Source organism: Streptococcus sp. NLAE-zl-C503 (assembly GCF_900104285.1).
Lineage (GTDB): Bacteria > Bacillota > Bacilli > Lactobacillales > Streptococcaceae > Streptococcus.
This window is the reverse complement of sequence record NZ_FNJT01000002.1, coordinates 71457-90282: the sequence shown is the minus strand read 5'-3', so window position 1 is coordinate 90282 and position 18826 is coordinate 71457. Positions and strand designations below refer to the sequence as shown.

The window sequence follows — 18826 nt, the reverse complement described above, 5'->3', positions numbered from 1 at the left end:
GTAAGCCTCTTTCTATAAAAAAGATTGAAGCCAGAAAGTTACTGGTTCAGATATTTTTTTGTAATTTGTCGAAGTAGTAGTTGAATATCATTTTCAATTATCCCAGCATCGTTAATCCATTGGTTGATAAGTTTGTTGTAATAGATTTTTGGGGCATCTTCCTTTAGTAGATCCATTTTCTCAAAGTATTCATGCAATAAGTCTACATCAATGTAGTTTCTACTATTAAATGATACTATTCCCAAGCAACCATCCGGATAGTTTAAGTCAAAATAAATTGGACTTTTATTACTTTTCAATTGTCCATAAGGAAGGAAGCTTGATAGCTCGTCCTTGATTTTATCAACTAGTCTATTGCTTTCTATACTTAGTTTTAAATTTAGACTATCTAAAGTTACATAAAATTTTCTAAAATCTAAAGCTTTATTCAAAGCTTCAGTAAATTCCACTAGCCAAGCTACAGGTAAGCCGTATTCAAAATCGTTCATTTATTCCTCCTTTGATAAATAAAGTCATACTACAAGTGTTTATAAAGAAAAATACGTTATGTACTATAATGAGCAATTAACTTCTTTCTAGAAAATACTTATTTTTCGGAAAGTTCATGTTACGTAAGATTTAGGCTTGATATTACTCCGTAAAATTCTAACTTTAATATCGGACAGAGTATATGATAAAGGTAAAAGCAACTTATATATATGGAATAAAAAATAGATTAAGATTTGTAAATCTAGAATAAAAGTAAATAACCTGGTTGCTTTCATAAATTCCTATCAATCGAATGATTAAATTTTTTTGTAAAAATAAGGAAATTTAAATATAATTAAGATATTAAATAATATTAAATAATATTAAATAATATTAAATAATATTAAATAATATTAAATATTTACTAGAGGTTAAAATGACTGTTAATGAACCAAAAATGTATATATCGAAAACTGAGGATTTCAATAATATTGATCCTATTATTGAGGAAGAAATTGTAGGGTTTATTAAATTTTCAGATTATATTAAAGATGTTGGAGAAAAAGAAAATCATTTTCAACAATTAGTTTCTGGAAAAGTCTTTTTTCCATCTATTAAATTATTTGAAGAAAAAGGCACTGAAGCTCAAAAAGCAATTGAAGGCTCTACAGAATATACAAAATATGTTAACAGAGATGTTGCGTTAACAAATACTCAAATTACAACTACGGGGAGAAATTACTGTATTCAATGTCCCAAAGGAGTAAAATTTGTTGATACAGTAAAACTAATTATTGGAAATTTTCCTATGTTTCCTAATTATTTAAATCCCAAATGTTTACAAATTGCTATTAAGGAGTACTTAAAAAAAGGAGACTATGACTTAGTATTAGTTCCCGATAGGTTTATACAAAGTGGTACTAAAGAGGAAAATGGCACAGTATTCGATTATTATCGTTTTGATAATTTTAAGTTTGAGTTTAATAGATCCTTAGAAACAACTTGGAGAATTTCTTGTTTTACCCAGATAACAAAAAGTGATATCGAAAACAGTAAATTAAGTAGCACTTTTATAAAAAATCTTTTAAATCAAGAAACAGCTAAAGGAAGCATAGCGTTTGATGATAGTGGAAATTTTCGCCCGTTTATCTACGTAGATGTTGATACAATGAGAGAGGCATTGATTGCGAAAGAATTTTATTATGGTACTGTACACTATTATGATAAGAAAAAGAAAAAATTCACGTATTCATTTTATGATGTAATAGGAACTCCAAGTTTAATTCTTTTGGAGAAGCCTAGTGAGTATAAAGATCAGAAGGAATTTAGAATTATAGTAGGCGGACCTAATAAAGAGTTTGGTAGATTAGATAATCCTTTAGTAGATTTATTTGATCCCCAAATGATTAAATTTGGAGAAAGTGAGCAAGAGCTGAGAAATATCGAAATCAAAAAGTAAAATTTAAGACATTCGTTTTATTTTCTATAAAATTATAGTTTTTTTGATAAAATCCACTGACCTATCACTTGACCCTTCTATTAATAAGTTGTACACTGTGAATATATGTCAATGTGTAGAGGATATAAGATGAAGAGAGATATGGATTTATGTCGTTTGATACTTTTTAAAATTGAGGATGAGTATAAATCAACTGCGTTGTTTAATCTACAAATTGACGGGTATGATGTAGAGACAATAGCTTACCATTGCGACTTATTGTTTGAAGCGGGTTTAATAAAAAGTTATAAACCAACGTATGCTAGTGATGAAATCTATTTTTTTAGTGTTGGCGCTTTGACTTGGGAGGGGCATGATTTTCTAAATAAAATTAGAGAAAATACTATATGGAATAGGACTAAGAATAGTATCAAAGAAAAAGCTCTGCCTATGACTTTGGAAGTAATTAAAAGTGTAGCAACTAATTTTATAAAAGATCGGCTAAGTAAATATTTAGATGGCTCTTTATAGGAATAATAAATTTCCCCATTTCAAACAAACTTATTCAATTTTTTTGAAATAAAAAAGCAGTACAAATCTGCTAAAATTTGATGTAAAGCTATTTATAGATTACTTGAAATCAAACCGTGTCAAACCAGGTCTTAAGAAAGCTCGTAAAGCATCACAATTTAGTAAACGTTAATTCGAAAGAATTACTATACTTACAAAGAGCACCTTTTTGGGTGTTCTTTTTTATCGACACTTTGTAGATTTATAATTGGGAATCTCGTTGAATGGTATCAGGTAAATGAAAAATTCGGCGATCATATCCTATTTCTTCGTACTTTAGTCTTGTAAAAAACTCTAGCTATCAGGTAGTTGATAGTTAGAGTTTTTTCTATTCATATGATTTAATGAGATTAAATAAGGCTTCTACTTCTGATGACAGTGTAGCTGATTTGAGATAAGCATAATAAACTGTAAATGTTATCTGGTCCTCCGGTATTAGAGGGATTTTTATTAAATCATCATCTTCATCAGAAAGTGCGATATCAGCCAGTAAACTAAGGCCAATCCCTTTCTTTAAAAGTTCTTTAAGAATGACAATGTCATCAGTCTTAAAGAATATTTCTGCCTTGTTTTGATGCTTTTGATTAAGTAGTTCAAAAGCTTTCAGGTGAACAAAGTGTTCGTCTAAAAGTATAAAGGATTGATCTACTAATTCTTCAAAAGTGAGGGAAGGAGCAGTAGCAAGAGGATGGTTCTTAGATAAAACGACATACAGTTCTTTATGAAAGAGTTCATGTGTCTCTATTGAAGGATGATTGAGTGGTTCAATCAATCCGAGTAAGCTCGCATCTAGTTCTCCCTTAAGGAGAAGGTTTAATAATTCTACGGATCCACCACGAATAGGACGTACCTTTTTTAAAAAATCAAATTCAGTTTCTTTATTTAAGACAGAGAAAAGATACTGAATGATAATAGGAGGGAATCCTACAGTAGAGCAATGCGCCAAAGAGCGATTAATTTCTTTGCGAGTAGAAATGACCTCAGGTAAAATCAGTTCTGTATGCTTCAGAAGGATTTGTCCTTGATTAGTTAGTTTAAAGGAGCGATGTGAAGGATCATGGTGAATCAATTTGCAATTAAAAGATTCCTCTAAGCGCTTGATGGCATAAGAAATAGATGGTTGGCTGACTTTATGTTGTTTTGCTACTTCCGTATAGGATTGAAGCTGGCAGAGGTCATAAAAATATTGTAGATCTTTTAAATTCATATGGGCTCACTTTCATTAGTTGGAGAAGGAAAATAAGTGGAAATCACCAGATAAATACTTTTTATCCGTATCCTACAATTTGACTATACGAGTATTCACCGGTTAAAATGTAAGTGAGTCAGGGATATCAGAGGTTATCTAAGATACTTTCAAAAATGACTAACATCTTTTCTCGTTTATCAATAGGGAGCTGTTTAATCTTCATGTTGATTCTTTTGAGTGAAAGATTGTCGGTCTTATCAGAGGTTGATTCAAGGCTATCAAAATTGAAAAATTCTTCTGGGGTCATCTCTAGGGCGACAATCACTTTTTCAAGACTGTGAATGGTCAGATTCACATTTTGGTTTTCAAGTTGATTGATATACTTAAGCCCGAGCCCTGCTTGTTCCGAAAGTTCTTCCTGGCTCATTTTTTTCTGTGTTCGAAAATATTTCACTTTTTGGGAAATATATTGTTGTAAATAGTTTTTATTCGTCATATAAATAGAATACAAGTTTTGCATGACAAAAAAACATCTTAAAAAATACAAAGTATTGTATAACAAACTTATATGATATTTATTTTAATTCGGATTGCCAATTTGTATGATTAGTTTCTTTTGCTCGAAACTTTTAGTAAAGAGTGATCATCGAGAGTTTTATGAGTCCAGAACTTTATAAAATATAACAACTTAAAGTGTCATTAATAATGGTATTTTAAGTATAAAAGAGCTTAATAGAAAATTGTTCTCGTAGACTCATTATAACATATGCGTACACAATTGTATTTTTCAAACAACAAAGTTTTCCAAACAATTCATTTTAAGTGGTATAATAGAAGTAAAAAGGAGGTTGCACTATGACTGCACATGATATTTTAAATAATCCTTTCCTCAATAAAGGTACTGCCTTTACCTTAGAGGAGCGGAAGGAACTAGGCCTTATTGGTTTACTGCCACCGTATGTTCAAACGATTGAAGAATAAGCGGCGCAAACTTATGCACAAATGCAAACAAAAGCCAATGATTTGGAAAAGCGTCTTTTCCTAATGGAAATTTTTAACACGAACCGGACTCTTTTCTATTACCTCTTTTCTCAACATTTGGAGGAATTCAATCCAATTGTATACGATCCAACTATTGCAGATACCATTGAAGGCTATAGTGATCTCTTTGTAGATCCACAATATGCGGGATATCTTGATATCAATCATCCTGAAAATATTGAAGCCACTTTGAAAAATGCTGCTGGGAATCGCGAGATTCGTCTCATTGTTGTAACAGATGCAGAAGGAATTCTTGGAATCGGTGACTGGGGAACAAATGGTGTCGATATTTCTGTTGGGAAATTGATGGTCTACACGGGTGCTGCTGGAATCGATCCTTCTATGGTCCTTCCTTTAGTTATTGATGCAGGGACTAACTGTGAAGAACTTCGTAACAATCCTAATTACTTAGGAAATCGTCATGAACGGGTTCGTGGTGATCGTTACTACGACTTCATTGACCAATTTGTTCAAACAGCAGAACGTCTCTTTCCTAAATTCTACCTTCACTGGGAAGACTTCGGCCGCTTGAATGCTGCTAATATTCTTGAAAAGTACCGGAAACAAATTCCAACTTTTAATGATGATATTCAAGGCACAGGAATCGTTACCTTGGGTGGTATCTTTGGTTCACTGGATATTAGTGGTGAAAAATTAACAGATCAAGTTTATCTCTGCTATGGTGGTGGTACTGCGGGTGCAGGAATTGCCTCTCGTGTTCTTCGTGAAATGGTGAGTGAAGGTCTTTCTGAAGAAGAAGCTTATAAACGTTTCTTTATGGTTGATAAACAAGGTCTTCTCTTTGATGACATGGATGACCTAACTCCTGAGCAAAAACCGTTTGCTAAGAAACGTGCTGACTTTAGTAACGCAGACAAGTTGACTGACCTGCTTGAAGTAGTGAAGACTGTGAAGCCAACCATTCTTGTAGGAACTTCTACTCAGCCTAATACCTTCACGAAAGAAATAGTAGAGGCTATGTGTGAAAATACAGAGCGTCCGATGATCTTCCCTTTGTCAAATCCAACCAAACTAGCTGAAGCTAGTGCCAAAGATTTGATTGAATGGTCAGATGGCAAAGCTTTTGTCGCAACAGGAATTCCTGCTGATACGGTTTCTTATAAAGGTGTCGACTATGTGATTGGTCAAGCCAATAATGCCTTGATTTACCCAGGTCTTGGTCTAGGTATGCTGGCCTCTGAAGCAAGTCTTTTAACTGATGAAATGATTGGAGCAGCGGCTCATTCATTGAGTGGTATTGTCAATCAAGGTCAACCAGGAGCTCCTGTTTTGCCGCCGTTCAAATATGTAGTAGATGTTTCTATTAAAGTAGCAGAAGCAGTCGCTAAAAAAGCGCAAGAGCAAGGTCTTGCGCGTGCTAAGGAAACAGATATGGCCAAAGCAGTTCGTGATTTGAAGTGGTATCCAGAGTATAAATAATTCATTTCTGCTGCTATCCTTCGCTACCGACAGATTTGTATGGGCTGTGGACTTAAGTAATTTAGAAAGGATACCTATGTCACTCTTTTTAACCTCGATTACGAGTATCATTCCGATTATCGCTATCATTATTTTGGGGTATGTTCTTCAGGTGAAGGGATGGTTTGGAGACGACTTTGGACCTAACCTATCTCATTTAATCATGAATGTAGCCTTGCCAGCATCAATCTTTGTGTCGGTGATGAAATACCTAACGCTAGATAAGCTAATCAGTCTTTCTGGAGGCCTCCTTTATACTTTTGTAGCATTTAAATTGGGGTATATCGTAGCTTATATTGCGGTTAGGCTTTTCAAGGTTCGTCCAGGACGGCGAGGAACCATGATTAATACCTTTGTGAATGCTAATACTATTTTTATTGGTTTACCTTTAAACGTTGCTCTTTTTGGGGATCAGGCTCTTCCTTATTTCTTAATTTACTATATCACCAACACGATTTCCACCTGGACATTGGGCGTGTATTTGATGACGAGCGATAGTAAGTCGGGTCAAAGCAAGGAGGCAACTAAATTTGACTGGAAGAAATTGCTACCAGCTCCGCTTGTAGGTTTTCTTGTGGCTCTACTATTTTTGATTCTTCGAATCTCTATTCCAGATTTCGCAACGAATACCTTAACCTATGTTGGAAATATCGTCACTCCCTTATCTCTGATTTATATTGGTATCGTTCTTGCTAAGGCAGGCTTGAATACCATTGCTCTTGATAAAGATACAATTGTCACCTTGGTTGGACGCTTTATCCTAGCTCCTCTGATCATGCTTCTTGTCTTGAAGTTCTTTGCACCAAATATGGTGACAGTAGAATTTAAGACCTTTATGATTCAGTCCGCTACACCAGCTTTAGCTGTTCTCCCGATCCTTGCTAGTCAGGGAAAAGGAGATGTGGAATTCTCTACGAATGTGGTGACTCTAAGTACGGTTCTATTTATCGTTGTTATTCCAATATTACAAACTTTATTAAGATAAGAAGGAAGAGGATAGGCTTGAAAGTTTTGCGTTAAGAAATTCCCCTATTTAAAAAATATTGATTCAAATTTTATGAAATTAATCAGTAGATATCGTTTTGAAAAGCCTTGATATTACGCTATTTTTAGTCTAACTGAAACCCACGCTTTCCAAATCAGGTCTTAAGAAAGCTCGTAAAGCATCACAATTTAGTAAACGTTAATTCGAAAGAATTACGATACTTACAAAGAGCACCTTTCGGGGTGTTCTTTTTGTACTTTCATACTTAAATTGGTGCAATTGACACAGTTGTTGCGACTTTAGTCGCTTACAAATGTGGCTGCAACCTGACAGAGTCAGTTGCCTCAAAACGTTAATCAATACGATACTATCAACGTTTCAAAGCACTCAAAAGTTTACCTTATGGGTGCTTTTTTCTGTACTTTCTACAAAAGTTTGCCCTAAATTTACCCTATCCAGCAGATAGGGGGACTACATTAGAAGTATTGACATAAATCTGAGTTGTATCGCTGTGCGTTAGTACTCCAGAAGTTTCCTTAAGCGTCACTCCAGCTCGTTTTTCTGGTCTGGCGCCTTGAATATTATGCTTATCCATAGTATTTTGTGTTATAATGTAGAAACTATATAGAAAACAAAAGAATCTCTTTAAATTCTGTAGATTTCACTTTGTGTAAACATGAGAAAATTCGAGTGTGGATAATGATGGGAGAGGATTTGAAATGATCAGTTTAGAGTTGCTGTCTGAAGGAAATAGTCTAGATGTATATGCTTTTGAAACAGAAAATCGGGAGTATTTTGAGCGAAATTTACCTCCTAGACCAGCTAACTATTTTGATTTAGAAGGTTTTAAAGAAATTACAAGGGAATTGTTAACGGAACAAACGAATCGTGATGTCTATATGCATCTTATTAGAGATTCGCAAGGCGTTATGGTCGGGAGAATCAATTTAAGTGTCTTAGAGGGTGATCGAAAAACAGCAGAGCTTGGGTATAGAATTGGGGAAAATGTTAGTAACTTAGGTTATGCAAGCGAAGCGGTTAAGCTCGTTTTAGACAAGGCCTTTACGACTTATGGTTTCAATAGAATCATTGCAGGAACGGCAACGGGTAATCTAGCCTCTCAGAGGGTGCTTTTAAAAAATGGTTTCACCTTTAGTAGGGTTATAGAAAATGACTTACAAATTCATAATGAGTGGGTTCATACAGCAGTATTTGAGATAACAAGGCTATAATATCATTATTTCCAGTCTACTGAAAAGGTTAATGGAGTTATAATCTTTCCAGACATTCAAGATTTTTCTCTTGGATGTCTTTTTTGTTCAGAATAGATAAGTGGTGCTGTTTAAACTTGTTTTTCCCAGTGGACAATCGTTCACTTTTTTTATATAATAAAACTAAACCAAATTGGTTGAGCTTTGAAAATGTAAGCTCAACCATCAATGTGTCTTTCTAAGGGAGATAATGTCCATTAAAGCATCACACTAGGAGGTGAATCATGTACCAACCAGAAAAACTCAAAGCTCGGAGGAAAGAGCTAAAACTGACACAAAAAGAGATTGCAGACCAACTTGGGATTAGCTTTCAGGCTTATTCAGCTTGGGAGCGTGGCATCAAGGAACCGTCCCAGGAGAAAGTTGCTCAGCTGGAGAAGATTTTAAAAGTAGCAAAAGGATATTTCACCCAGATTGAGATTGTCCGTCTTTATAATAGCTTATCTAACAAAGAGAAGGAAAAGGTTGTTCTTTATGCTCGCAACTTGGCTCAAGAGGAACAAATTCAGAAAGTGGCGACCATGCCAGAGCGTCTCTACGAGTATCATGTCTATGAACGCATGTCAGCAGGGATCGGGGCTTCGGTATATGACGATAGAAATTTTGATACCGTCTACTTTAATGAAGAACTAGCCCATGATTTTGCTTCCTGGGTGGCTGGGGACTCCATGGAACCTAAATATCAAAATGGCTCCGTGGCTCTGATTCGGGAAACAGGATTTGATTATGATGGGGCTGTTTATGCAGTGGTTTGTAACAACCAGACCTATATCAAACGGGTTTATCGTGAGGAAGATGGTTTGCGTCTGGTTTCGATCAATCCTAAATACAAGGACATTTTCATCTCCTATGAGGAAGATCCTCGGATTGTAGGGATTATCGTTGGGAATTTTGTGCCGATGGAGGGTTAGTCTATGGGCTACTTTGATTATTCCAGAGAGCCCAAGAGTGATATTGCCTTTGTCGATATGAAATCTTTTTATGCCAGTGTCGAGTGTGTGAAAAGGGGCTTGCATCCGCTGAAGACCTCACTTTGTGTCATGAGTCGCGCGGATAATTCAACTGGCCTTATCCTAGCCTCCTCCCCCATGTTTAAGAAGATTTTTGGTAAGTCCAATGTTGGTCGGGCTTATGATCTGCCCTTTGATATCAAAACGCGCAAATTTTCCTATTACAATGCTCGAAAGCAAGGCTTGCCAACTGACTCAGACTATGTTCGCTACATCGAAGATTGGGCCCAAGTGACTTTGATTGTACCACCTAGGATGGATGAATACATAGCAGTCAATATGGAAATCCAACGAATCTTTCAAAACTATGGTAGCCCAGACGATATTTATCCCTACTCTATCGATGAGGGCTTTATTGATCTGACCAGTTCGCTCAATTATTTTGTCCCAGACAAGAATCTCTCTCGCAAAGACAAGCTGGATCTGCTTTCTGCCCGCATACAGAGGGATATTTGGAGGCAGACAGGGATCTACTCTACAGTGGGCATGTCCAATGCCAATCCCTTATTGGCCAAGTTGGCACTGGATAATGAGGCCAAGCACACCCCGACCATGAGGGCCAATTGGTCTTATCAAGACGTGGAAGAGAAAGTCTGGGCCATTCCCAAGATGACGGATTTTTGGGGTATTGGCAGGCGGATGGAGAAACGCTTGCATGCTCAGGGGATTTTTACCATCAAGGAATTGGCAACCAGCAATCCCGACCAATTAAAGAAAGCTCTGGGTCAGGCTGGCCTGCGTTTGTGGTTTCATGCTAACGGGATTGACGAGAGCAATGTGCATAAACCCTATAAAGCTAAGTCCAAAGGGTTGGGAAATTCTCAAATCTTGCCGAGAGATTACGTGAAGATATGGGATATCGAAATTATTCTCCGAGAAATGGCAGAGCAGGTGGCTATTAGATTGAGAAGGGTGGGAAAGAAAACAACCCTTGTCTCTATCTATCTTGGTTTCTCTAAACAGGAAGTTAGGTCGTCTATTCACACACAAATAAAGATCGAACCTACCAATAATACAGCTGTCTTAACGGATTATGTTTTGAAGTTATTTCATAACAAATACACTTCTGGAGCAGTCAGAAGTGTCGGAGTAAACTATTCAGGCTTTGTAGACGAGTCCTTTGGTTTGATATCTCTCTTTGATGATGTTGACAAGTTAGAAAAAGAAGAAAGGCTCCAGACGGCTATTGACTCTATTCGGGAACAATTTGGTTTTACTTCCCTTTTAAAAGCCAATGCACTGGAAGAAGCCTCTAGGAGCCTTGCCAGAAGCAAGCTGATTGGGGGACATTCTGCTGGAGGATTAGATGGATTAAAATGATTGATCGTTCTTATTTACCTTTTCAATCTGCGCGTGACTATCAAGATCCAGGGATGCAGAAGTGGATGGGCTTTTTTCTCTCAGAGCATACCAGCTCGCTTAGCGAAGAAAAAAAACGTGTTGATTTTTCGACGAATTTGAATTTAGTTGAGAAGCTACTCTTGCTTTCTCAGCTTTATGTTGGTCAATTGAAGGGATGTTTTGTTGTCAAGGAAAAGAAACAGAAAACCACTATCATTGGTGAAGTGAAAGAGTTGTCCTCTAAAACCTTATCTATTAGAACAAACGAGGGATATAGGCTGATAGAGGTTGCAGATGTTTTAGAAATTCAACTGTGGGAGGAGGAGATTGATGATTAGAAAAGAGATGCATGAAAACAAACTGCAGATGGATTATTTTTCAGATAGTTATATCCGCTTTGAAGAGGATTTCCAAAAATACTCTGCCATGAATGTTCCCTTGACTTTTTTGATCGATGATATCCTACGAACCATGGCAATGAATCAGAAAAACTACTTTGTCTTAAACAAGGAAAACGCCAAGGATGGGCGGGAGCATCGCTTTTATTTTAGGATGGTTACGGAAAAAGAGTCTCCTAGAAATCGAACCTATGCCTATATGGGACTGCAAGCATAGAGCCTGTCCAAGTCCCTGAAAAATGTCTAAATATGCTATAATAAAGTAAATTTCAAAAGGATTTAATGGACTCTATTTTCATAAGAGTAGAGAATGTTGCAGGAGGTAAATCATGCTAGGAGCGGTTATTGGAGATATTGTTGGTTCTCGATTCGAGGCGGATAATCATAAAAGCAAAGAGTTTGATTTGTTCACCCAGAATTCTTGTCCGACCGATGATAGTATTATGACTTTGGCGGTTGCTAAAGCCTTATTGGCTAGCAAGGAAGACTGGAGTCAATTGTCAAAAAATGCTGTCAAGTACATGCAGGAAGTCGGCCGTCATTATCCCGATTGTGGTTATGGAGGTCACTTTTTCTATTGGATTTTTTCTGAGGATCCTCAATCCTATGGTAGTTATGGTAATGGTGCCGCTATGCGCATCAGCGCTGTCGGTTTTGTGGCAGATAGTATAGAGCAAGCCAAGTCTTTGTCACAAGCGGTTACAGCAGTGACTCATAATCATCCTGAGGGTATAAAGGGAGCTGAAGCGACGGCTGTAGCAATTTTCTTGGCACGAAATGGTGCTAGTATGGATGAAATCAGGGACCATATTGATAAGAATTATTATCCTATGGGCTTTACTCTGAACGACATCAGAGAGGATTACACTTTTGATGTGACTTGTCAGGGCTCTGTTCCCCAGGCCTTAGAGGTCTTCTTTGAGTCTGAAAATTTCGAGGATGCTATCCGAAATGCGATTTCCATCGGAGGAGATAGCGATACTATCGCTGCTATCTGCGGAGGGATTGCCGAAGCTTACTATGGCATTCCTGAAGACATTAGACAAGAAGTTTTGACTTTTTTAGATGACCGTTTGCTTGAAATCGTAGTTGACTTTGAAAATACCTATCCTCAATGATAAACTTAGTTTAGAATTTTATACTAAAACATCCATATAAATTTATGGATGTTTTTTTTGCTTGCCATTGATAAAAAAGAGAAGACCAGATGGTCTTCTCAACGGGGGAACTGAAATAATGGGAAAGAATCAACCAAAGATTGTTATTAGTCTTTAAAATTCTTTTGGAAGATGAGGAGAGACAAGATAGAAGTAATGGCTGCCAAGAAGAGGAAGGCATTCGTTTCTTGTTCCCCGGTTGCAGGGAGTTCTCTTTCCTTATCTTCTTTGATTGTAGCTGTAACAGGAGCTTTTTCATCTTTTGATGGTGAATTGTCTGTTACGGCTGGAGCAGTTTTTTCAGTCTCTCTTGGTAGAACATACTCAGGAAGAGTCACAACTGGTGGTGCCTCTGTTCCAACTGAGCTTTGTTTGCTACCTACCTCAATCACTCGATCTTGAGCTGGAGTTGCTTCTGTTTGGAGAACCTTGCGATTGTCACCGTCCACTTCAACATACTCGACTAAGAGACCGTCTTTTCCTTCTGATAGAACTTGCTCTTTTCCTTTGTCTAATTGTGGGTGTTCGCGACGGATAGTCTTGAACGGTACTGTCTTATTGACGATTTCCAAACTTGGAAGTGTAAAGACAAGGTCCTTGAGCCCTTCCTCAGGACTTGAAGAAGTAATTGGTTTCTCAGGCACAGCTGGTTTCTCAGGTTGAGCTGGTTTCTCAGGTTGAGCTGGTTTCTCAGGTTGAGCTGGTTTCTCAGGCTCAGCTGGTTTCTCGGGTTCAGCCGGTTTCTCGGGTTCAGCCGGTTTTTCAGGCACAGCTGGTTTTTCCGGATGAGCAGGATTTTCCGGATGAGCAGGATTTTCCGGATGAGCAGGATTTTCAGGCACAGCTGGTTTTTCAGGCACAGCTGGTTTCTCAGGCACAGCTGGTTTCTCAGGTTGAGCTGGTTTCTCAGGTTGCGCTGGAGTTTCCGGTTGCGCCGGTTTCTCAGGTTGAGTCGGATTTTCAGGCTGAGCAGGTTTTTCCGGTTGAGCAGGATTTTCCGGTTGAGCAGGATTTTCCGGTTGAGCTGGCTTCTCAGGCTCAGCAGGTTTCTCAGGTTGCGCTGGAGTTTCCGGTTGAGTCGGTTTCTCAGGTTGCGCCGGTTTTTCCGGTTGCGCCGGTTTCTCAGGTTGCGCCGGTTTTTCCGGTTGCGCCGGTTTCTCTGGTTGAGTCGGATTTTCAGGCTGAGCTGGCTTTTCAGGCTCGGCAGGTTTTTCCGGTTGCGCTGGAGTTTCCGGTTGAGTTGGTTTTTCAGGCTGAACTGGTTTTTCAGGTTCAGCAGGTTTCTCAGGCTGAGCCGCTTCGAGTTTGTTGATTTGTTCGAGAGCGGTTTCTAGTGCTTGATTGACTGCTTCCTGAGTTTTAGCTTCTTGGATGGCAGCAATGGCTTGGTCAGCAATTTCTAATAATTTCTTCTTAGCTTCCTTGTTGGATCCAAGCTCAGCGACTTTTTTCTCGATAGCTTTTGTCAAGCTGTCCATAGCCTTATCATACTCAATTTCCGGTTGTTTTGGTTCAGCTGGTTTCTCAGGCTGGTCAGGTTTCTCAGGTTCTTCTGGCTGTTCCGGTTGCTCTGGACTAGGTTCCTCTTGGCCTCTTTGATAGTTCTCATCCTTAGATAGGATATCTTGTAGGGCACTGACTGTCAACATGACATCCTGAACATCCACTGCATCAGCACTGAGTTGGTTTCTCAATTTTTCTAGATTTGCTTGGAAAGCTTGGCGTGCAGTAGCCGTATTTTTCAAGCCTGCTGGATCAAAGTTGGACAGATCATCTTTCCATTTAGAGATAGACTGGATGATATCTGCTTTGCTGTAGAGTTCACTGCCTTCGCCACGAGTGATGAATTGGTCCACTTGAATACCGATATTTTGAGACAAATCGTTTCGATCAGGATCGAGTTGAAGGGTGACTGCATGCAAGTTTTCGTCCAGACCTTTTAGGCTAACCAGAGTTTGATTGCCTTGGCGTTGGGCTGCACGACCGCTAAAGTATTTCTTGCCATCAATAGTTGAAGCATTTCCCATGCCATCTTGGTAAGGAACTTCTTTGCCATCTAGAAAGACTTTGTAGATACCATGATTTGGATCAACATAGCCCTTGATATCAAGTCCAGTACCGTAGAAGTAAGCTGTGACAGTTGTCTTTTTCTTTTGCTCGTCAGTTAAGCGGCCAAAGGAAGCCCAAGACTCCGTTTTTTGGTACTTGTCTGCCGAATTGGTTTCATGGTGCCAGCCAGGACTATAATCCAACTGACTAGCTTGGTCATCATAACTTGTTTGGCCCTTGATCAGCAATTCAGCTTTCATCACTTGGATGGTTGCATCTGTAGCGAAACCGAGCAGGGCACCATCAGTGACAGAAGTGAGCTTGGCTTTGAAGTCAAAGACAGAGTCGGCTTGTTCTGTAAAGTCAATCGTTGGGATGGTAACAGTCTTTTCTGTTTCTCCGTCTTTAAAGGTCACATCTTGAGTTGTATCTTGGTAAACTTTACCGTGAACCCCAGTTCCAGGTTCTGTGATGAAGCGCACAGTAGCAGCCCCCTTGCTTCCACCAACACGTTTAATCTTAACAGTGACTGGTTTTCCTTTTTCGACTTCGTAGTTAGTAGACTCGAGTTCAAACATCCCTTTACTATCATTGTTTAGGGTGTAGATTCCTTCTGTAGCAATTGGTTCGCCTGTTTTGTTCACGAGGGTAATAGTGTGTTGGCCTGGTGCTAAATCGCCTGTCTCAAAGACTTTTTGGCTGCGTTTACGACTAGCATTCTTAGTTTGCACATCTGCAACCTTTTGACCATCAACGTAGACGGACATTTCTCCGTGACCTGGATCGACCGTAGAGACGACATAGGCCTTGGTTCCTGTGAAGGTATAGCTTACTTTGGCATCTTTTTGATTGGTCCACATAGAAGTGCCACGAACACCTTCAGATTCATTGTACCAAGTTGTTCCAGCTGTATCTGCCGTTGTGTTTGAGTGGTATTCCAGTCCAAGAGGGTAGCCATCTGTCTTTTCAATGCTGCTTGGTGTCTTGTAGACTGAGAAGTTGGTTAAGATTGGGGTTGCTTGAGCACCGGTGATGGTTACACGGATTTTTTGTGCTTCTACAGGTTTGCCTTGAACCAAGCGACGGTAACCAACGGTCGAACCTTCGCCGTAAGTCACCCAGCGTCCGTTGATTTCGACTTCAATCTTGAAACCAGAGATACGTTGACCTTTGGCGATGTCTTCCTTGAGTTCAACGACGTCAAAGCGTCTCTTTTGCCCCAAATCGACTGTAAAGCTACCGGTTGTGGCATCATTTGAGAGCGCCCAGCTGGTGTCATCTTTACCGTCTGTGAGGTGGCTTTCTTTGTAAAGGTGGTTTTGACGAGTCGAACTTGCTGTTACAGTGGCACCTTTGGCAAAGTCAGTCGCATACATTTGGTCTAGGGTTGCCTTGAATTCCTTCAAGCGAGCCACATCCGCATCTGCGAATTTTCCTTCTTTATTTGGTGGAATATTGAGAAGAAGTGGCGTTCCACGACCAACAGACTTGAAGTAGATATCCATCAACTCTTTGAGTGATTTCGGCTGTTGATTGTCATGGTAGAACCAGCCCGAACGGATCGAAACGTCAGCTTCCCCTACAGAGTACATATCACCATCTGGGTCACCATGGTTGAGGTATTCGTTTTTCACATCGTCTGTGATGTTGGCTCTTTTAACTTTATGCCATACAGGGTCCCCTGCGATTCCCCGTTCATTTCCGATCCAGCGAACGCTTGTCGGTTGAGCAGAGAAGATAGCGATATCTCCTTCGGCTTCTTTGATGTATTTGAACCATTCATCAAAGGTATAGGTTACTTTTTGGGCACCGCTACCACGCGCACCGTCCATCCAAACCTCGATAAATTTCCCTTTGTTACCGTATTTTGGATTACCAAGGATTTCTTTCAGTTGGTTGAGATAGTATTGGTTGTATTCCTTTTCGGTTGCAACATGGTATTTAGGATGGTTGGCATCCCATGGTGATAGGTAAACCCCCATGTTCATGTCGTACTTGCTAGCAGACTTGGAAACTTCTTCGAGAAGGTCACCCTTTCCATCTTTCCATGGGCTAGCAGCTACGGTATGGTTGGTGTACTTAGATGGGTAAGCAACGAATCCGTCGTGGTGTTTAACAACCATAATGGTTCGTTTGAAGCCCGTTTCCTTCAGAGTACGAATCCACTGGTCGGTATCCAAGTTGGTTGGATTGAAGTATCGGGGGTCTTCTTTCCCATTTCCCCATTCAGAATTGGTATAAGTGTTCATTCCGTAGTGGATGAAGGCTGCCAATTCTTCCTTGTGGTAATCGAGTTGGGCCTTGCTTGGAAGAGGTCCATGATTGCCAATCTCAGTTTCTTTGTCTTCTGGATGAGAGACTGGTGGAGTCGGTGTCGTTGGATTGTATGTATCAGCGATTGGCTCGTATTCAAAGACGACCTCATTCACACCTTTTTGCTGGATAGTTGCTTCCAATCTAGTTTTTACTGGACGATAGCCAGCAATGTCTTTTGCATGGAAAGTGTTGACAAAGGAAACGTCATACTCTTGACCTTCATTGTTATCAACTGTCGCTTCCGCTAGTTCAGTAGTGGTTCCTTTTTGACGGTAGTAAACTTTGAAGGAGCCTTTATTGACTTTATAAATCACCTTGATGACACGAGTTCCAGGAGCTGTTTTACTAACGACATTGTGGTTCCACTCGTCTTTTAGTTGCTTCTGAATCTCAACCCCATCAATGGAAAGAATCTGGTATTTCTCTAGATTTTGCTTGTAGAATTCGGTTGGAGTGATTGCTTTCTTGAAATCATAGTCAAAGCCAGTTCCCACTTCTGTTTTGTCTAAGAAAGTATCGTTTTCTTTAACTGTATTGCCTGCTTCGTCCACGTGCTGGATAACGACACGTCCGTAATCAATTCCCTTGACTAGAGTAGCGACACCGCTCTCATCAAAGGAGTACTGATTTTCTCCGATGACAGCTGTTTTATTTCTGAGCATTTCACCTTCGGGTGTAAAGTAGTATCGTTTGCCATTATCACCCTGATACCAGCCCTTAACACCATATTTGTCAATAATATCTTTGACCCATTTGAGTTGTTCAGGAGAGAGGACAAGTCCGCCACCAAAGCGATCTTTCTCAGGGACACCGTTGTCAACAGTTCCGTGTTGATGTACGCCGATGACTTTTCCATCACCATTGATAATTCCGCCACCAGACAAACCAGATACAGAAGTTGTTTGATAAGTGATGCCAGTAGCTCCTTTGTCATCATAAGGATCAACGGATTTTACCTTGCCGTCAGCTTTATAGAGTTGTCCAGCTACGATAGGCTGTTTGAGTTCTTTTGAGCTAGAGTCAGTTGGATAGCCAATCGTGCTGACAGGGTCCCCTGCTTTGTAAGTCTTATGCTCAGCGAGTGGTACAAAAGTTGCTGCTTTATTTGGGCTTGCAATTTGTATAGGGACAGGTGATACAACTGCTGCCAAGTCATTTTGATATCCCTTGCTAAACTCTTCTTTATTCCAGAAGTGGATATCTTTTTCTTGAAAGAGTGTGGTATTTCCTGAATTTGGCTGAGAATTCTTAACGGGAGCGTTGGAGCCTAGATTGTAATAGAAACGCGCAGAGTCTCCACCACGAACATGGCCCTCTTTGTCTAAAAAGTTGTGCGCAACTGTCAAGAAAACATTAGGGGCTACAAAAATACCAGACCCAGAAACGATGTATTGTTGAGAACCGCCATTGTAAATGCTGTAGACCATAGTTGCAGCAGTAGCAGGTTGTCCCTCGTAGTTGATGTGCTTGAGGTCTTGTCCACCGTTAATGATGGCACGGTTTCCGTTCTCGGCTTCCTTTGGAGTTTCTTCCTTAGCCTTTAGAATGCTCTCAGTTTCTACTTTAGGGCTAGCTTTCTGCTCAACGATAGTCTTTGTGTCGAGTTCTTTGACAGGTGTGTCTGGATAGGCACGGTCCTGAATATCTTCAGGGAGCAAATCAGCACTGTTGGTATCTGCAGCAGGTGTTTCTTGTTTTTCAGTCTCTACACGGCCTTCTTCTTTGACTGGTTCAGCCTTGGTCTCTTCTATATCTGCGACTTGTTTAATTTGCTGATCTAAATTGGATGTCGTGGCAGGATACGTTTCGTCTGCACGCACGGTTCCAGAAGCAAAAAATGCCAGTCCAACGATGACAGAGGCTACACCTATAGTCAACTTCCGAATGCTAAACGTTTGCCCCTTTTCAAAAAGGTATCGATTCATAGTATACTCCTAATTTTTAGAAAGGCAGTCAGCTACTGCCCGAGCCCAAGTCTGACTTGGTTACAACTTGATTTAATGAAAAAACTCTCTGATAATTTGTAAGCCACCTTACCTCCTATTTATAAAGCGCTTTCATTTTAAGATAAAAAAATTTAAAAGGTCATTTCTCCCTTAAAATGACTGAAAACT

The 18826-nt window shown here is 39.4% G+C and carries 13 protein-coding genes and 2 pseudogenes; 10 read left to right on the top strand and 5 right to left on the bottom strand.

The window, feature by feature from the left end; translation table 11 throughout:
• Positions 1-38 precede the first annotated feature (38 nt).
• Entirely contained in the window at positions 39-488 is a 450-nt protein-coding gene (locus BLS46_RS04555) for a hypothetical protein (protein ID WP_093585934.1), read from the bottom strand.
• Between the two features lie 416 nt (positions 489-904).
• Here BLS46_RS04555 and BLS46_RS04550 point away from each other — a divergent pair, with 416 nt between their 5' ends.
• The gene (locus BLS46_RS04550; RefSeq protein ID WP_093585932.1) at positions 905-1927 is read left to right on the top strand and encodes a hypothetical protein; all 1023 of its coding nucleotides are present in this window, start codon (positions 905-907) and stop codon (positions 1925-1927) included.
• 129 nt (positions 1928-2056) lie between these two features.
• Complete coding sequence (locus BLS46_RS04545; protein WP_180364052.1) at positions 2057-2437, top strand: DUF2513 domain-containing protein; 381 nt, start codon at positions 2057-2059, stop codon at positions 2435-2437.
• A gap of 367 nt (positions 2438-2804) precedes the next feature.
• Here BLS46_RS04545 and BLS46_RS04540 read toward each other — a convergent pair whose 3' ends face one another.
• Both BLS46_RS04540 and BLS46_RS04535 read right to left on the bottom strand, forming a co-directional pair.
• On the bottom strand, positions 2805-3683 hold the full coding sequence (locus BLS46_RS04540; RefSeq protein ID WP_093585930.1) for a LysR family transcriptional regulator: 879 nt from the start codon (positions 3681-3683) through the stop codon (positions 2805-2807).
• A 127-nt stretch (positions 3684-3810) separates the two neighbouring features.
• Complete coding sequence (locus BLS46_RS04535) at positions 3811-4161, bottom strand: helix-turn-helix domain-containing protein (RefSeq protein WP_025168989.1); 351 nt, start codon at positions 4159-4161, stop codon at positions 3811-3813.
• Between the two features lie 359 nt (positions 4162-4520).
• Between BLS46_RS04535 and BLS46_RS04530 the strand changes: the two are divergent.
• Positions 4521-6146 (top strand): annotated as a pseudogene (locus tag BLS46_RS04530) (malolactic enzyme).
• Between the two features lie 76 nt (positions 6147-6222).
• Positions 6223-7170, top strand: coding sequence for an AEC family transporter (locus BLS46_RS04525; protein ID WP_093585928.1), 948 nt, complete (start codon positions 6223-6225; stop codon positions 7168-7170).
• 451 nt (positions 7171-7621) lie between these two features.
• Here the strand turns inward: BLS46_RS04525 and BLS46_RS09815 are convergent.
• Positions 7622-7744, bottom strand: a pseudogene (locus tag BLS46_RS09815) (site-specific integrase); the annotation flags it as partial.
• Positions 7745-7889: 145 nt separating this feature from the next.
• Between BLS46_RS09815 and BLS46_RS04520 the strand changes: the two are divergent.
• From BLS46_RS04520 to BLS46_RS04495, 6 genes are all read left to right on the top strand, one after another.
• Positions 7890-8402: a GNAT family N-acetyltransferase gene (locus BLS46_RS04520; protein WP_093586334.1), complete on the top strand. Its 513-nt coding sequence runs from the start codon at positions 7890-7892 to the stop codon at positions 8400-8402.
• A 263-nt stretch (positions 8403-8665) separates the two neighbouring features.
• Complete coding sequence (locus BLS46_RS04515; protein WP_093585926.1) at positions 8666-9352, top strand: LexA family transcriptional regulator; 687 nt, start codon at positions 8666-8668, stop codon at positions 9350-9352.
• 3 nt (positions 9353-9355) lie between these two features.
• Positions 9356-10771, top strand: coding sequence for a Y-family DNA polymerase (locus BLS46_RS04510; protein WP_093585924.1), 1416 nt, complete (start codon positions 9356-9358; stop codon positions 10769-10771).
• On the top strand, positions 10768-11130 hold the full coding sequence (locus BLS46_RS04505; RefSeq protein WP_084976018.1) for a hypothetical protein: 363 nt from the start codon (positions 10768-10770) through the stop codon (positions 11128-11130). Before BLS46_RS04510 ends, BLS46_RS04505 begins: the two co-directional genes overlap by 4 nt.
• Positions 11123-11407 (top strand): DUF5960 family protein, encoded by a 285-nt coding sequence (locus BLS46_RS04500; RefSeq protein ID WP_093585922.1) that lies wholly within the window; start codon positions 11123-11125, stop codon positions 11405-11407. Before BLS46_RS04505 ends, BLS46_RS04500 begins: the two co-directional genes overlap by 8 nt.
• Before the next feature lie 112 nt (positions 11408-11519).
• Positions 11520-12308: an ADP-ribosylglycohydrolase family protein gene (locus BLS46_RS04495; RefSeq protein WP_093585920.1), complete on the top strand. Its 789-nt coding sequence runs from the start codon at positions 11520-11522 to the stop codon at positions 12306-12308.
• A gap of 146 nt (positions 12309-12454) precedes the next feature.
• Here the strand turns inward: BLS46_RS04495 and BLS46_RS04490 are convergent, their stop codons facing one another.
• A complete protein-coding gene (locus tag BLS46_RS04490) occupies positions 12455-18637 on the bottom strand; it encodes an alpha-L-fucosidase (protein WP_093585918.1) in 6183 nt (2060 codons plus the stop codon).
• Positions 18638-18826: the final 189 nt, after the last annotated feature.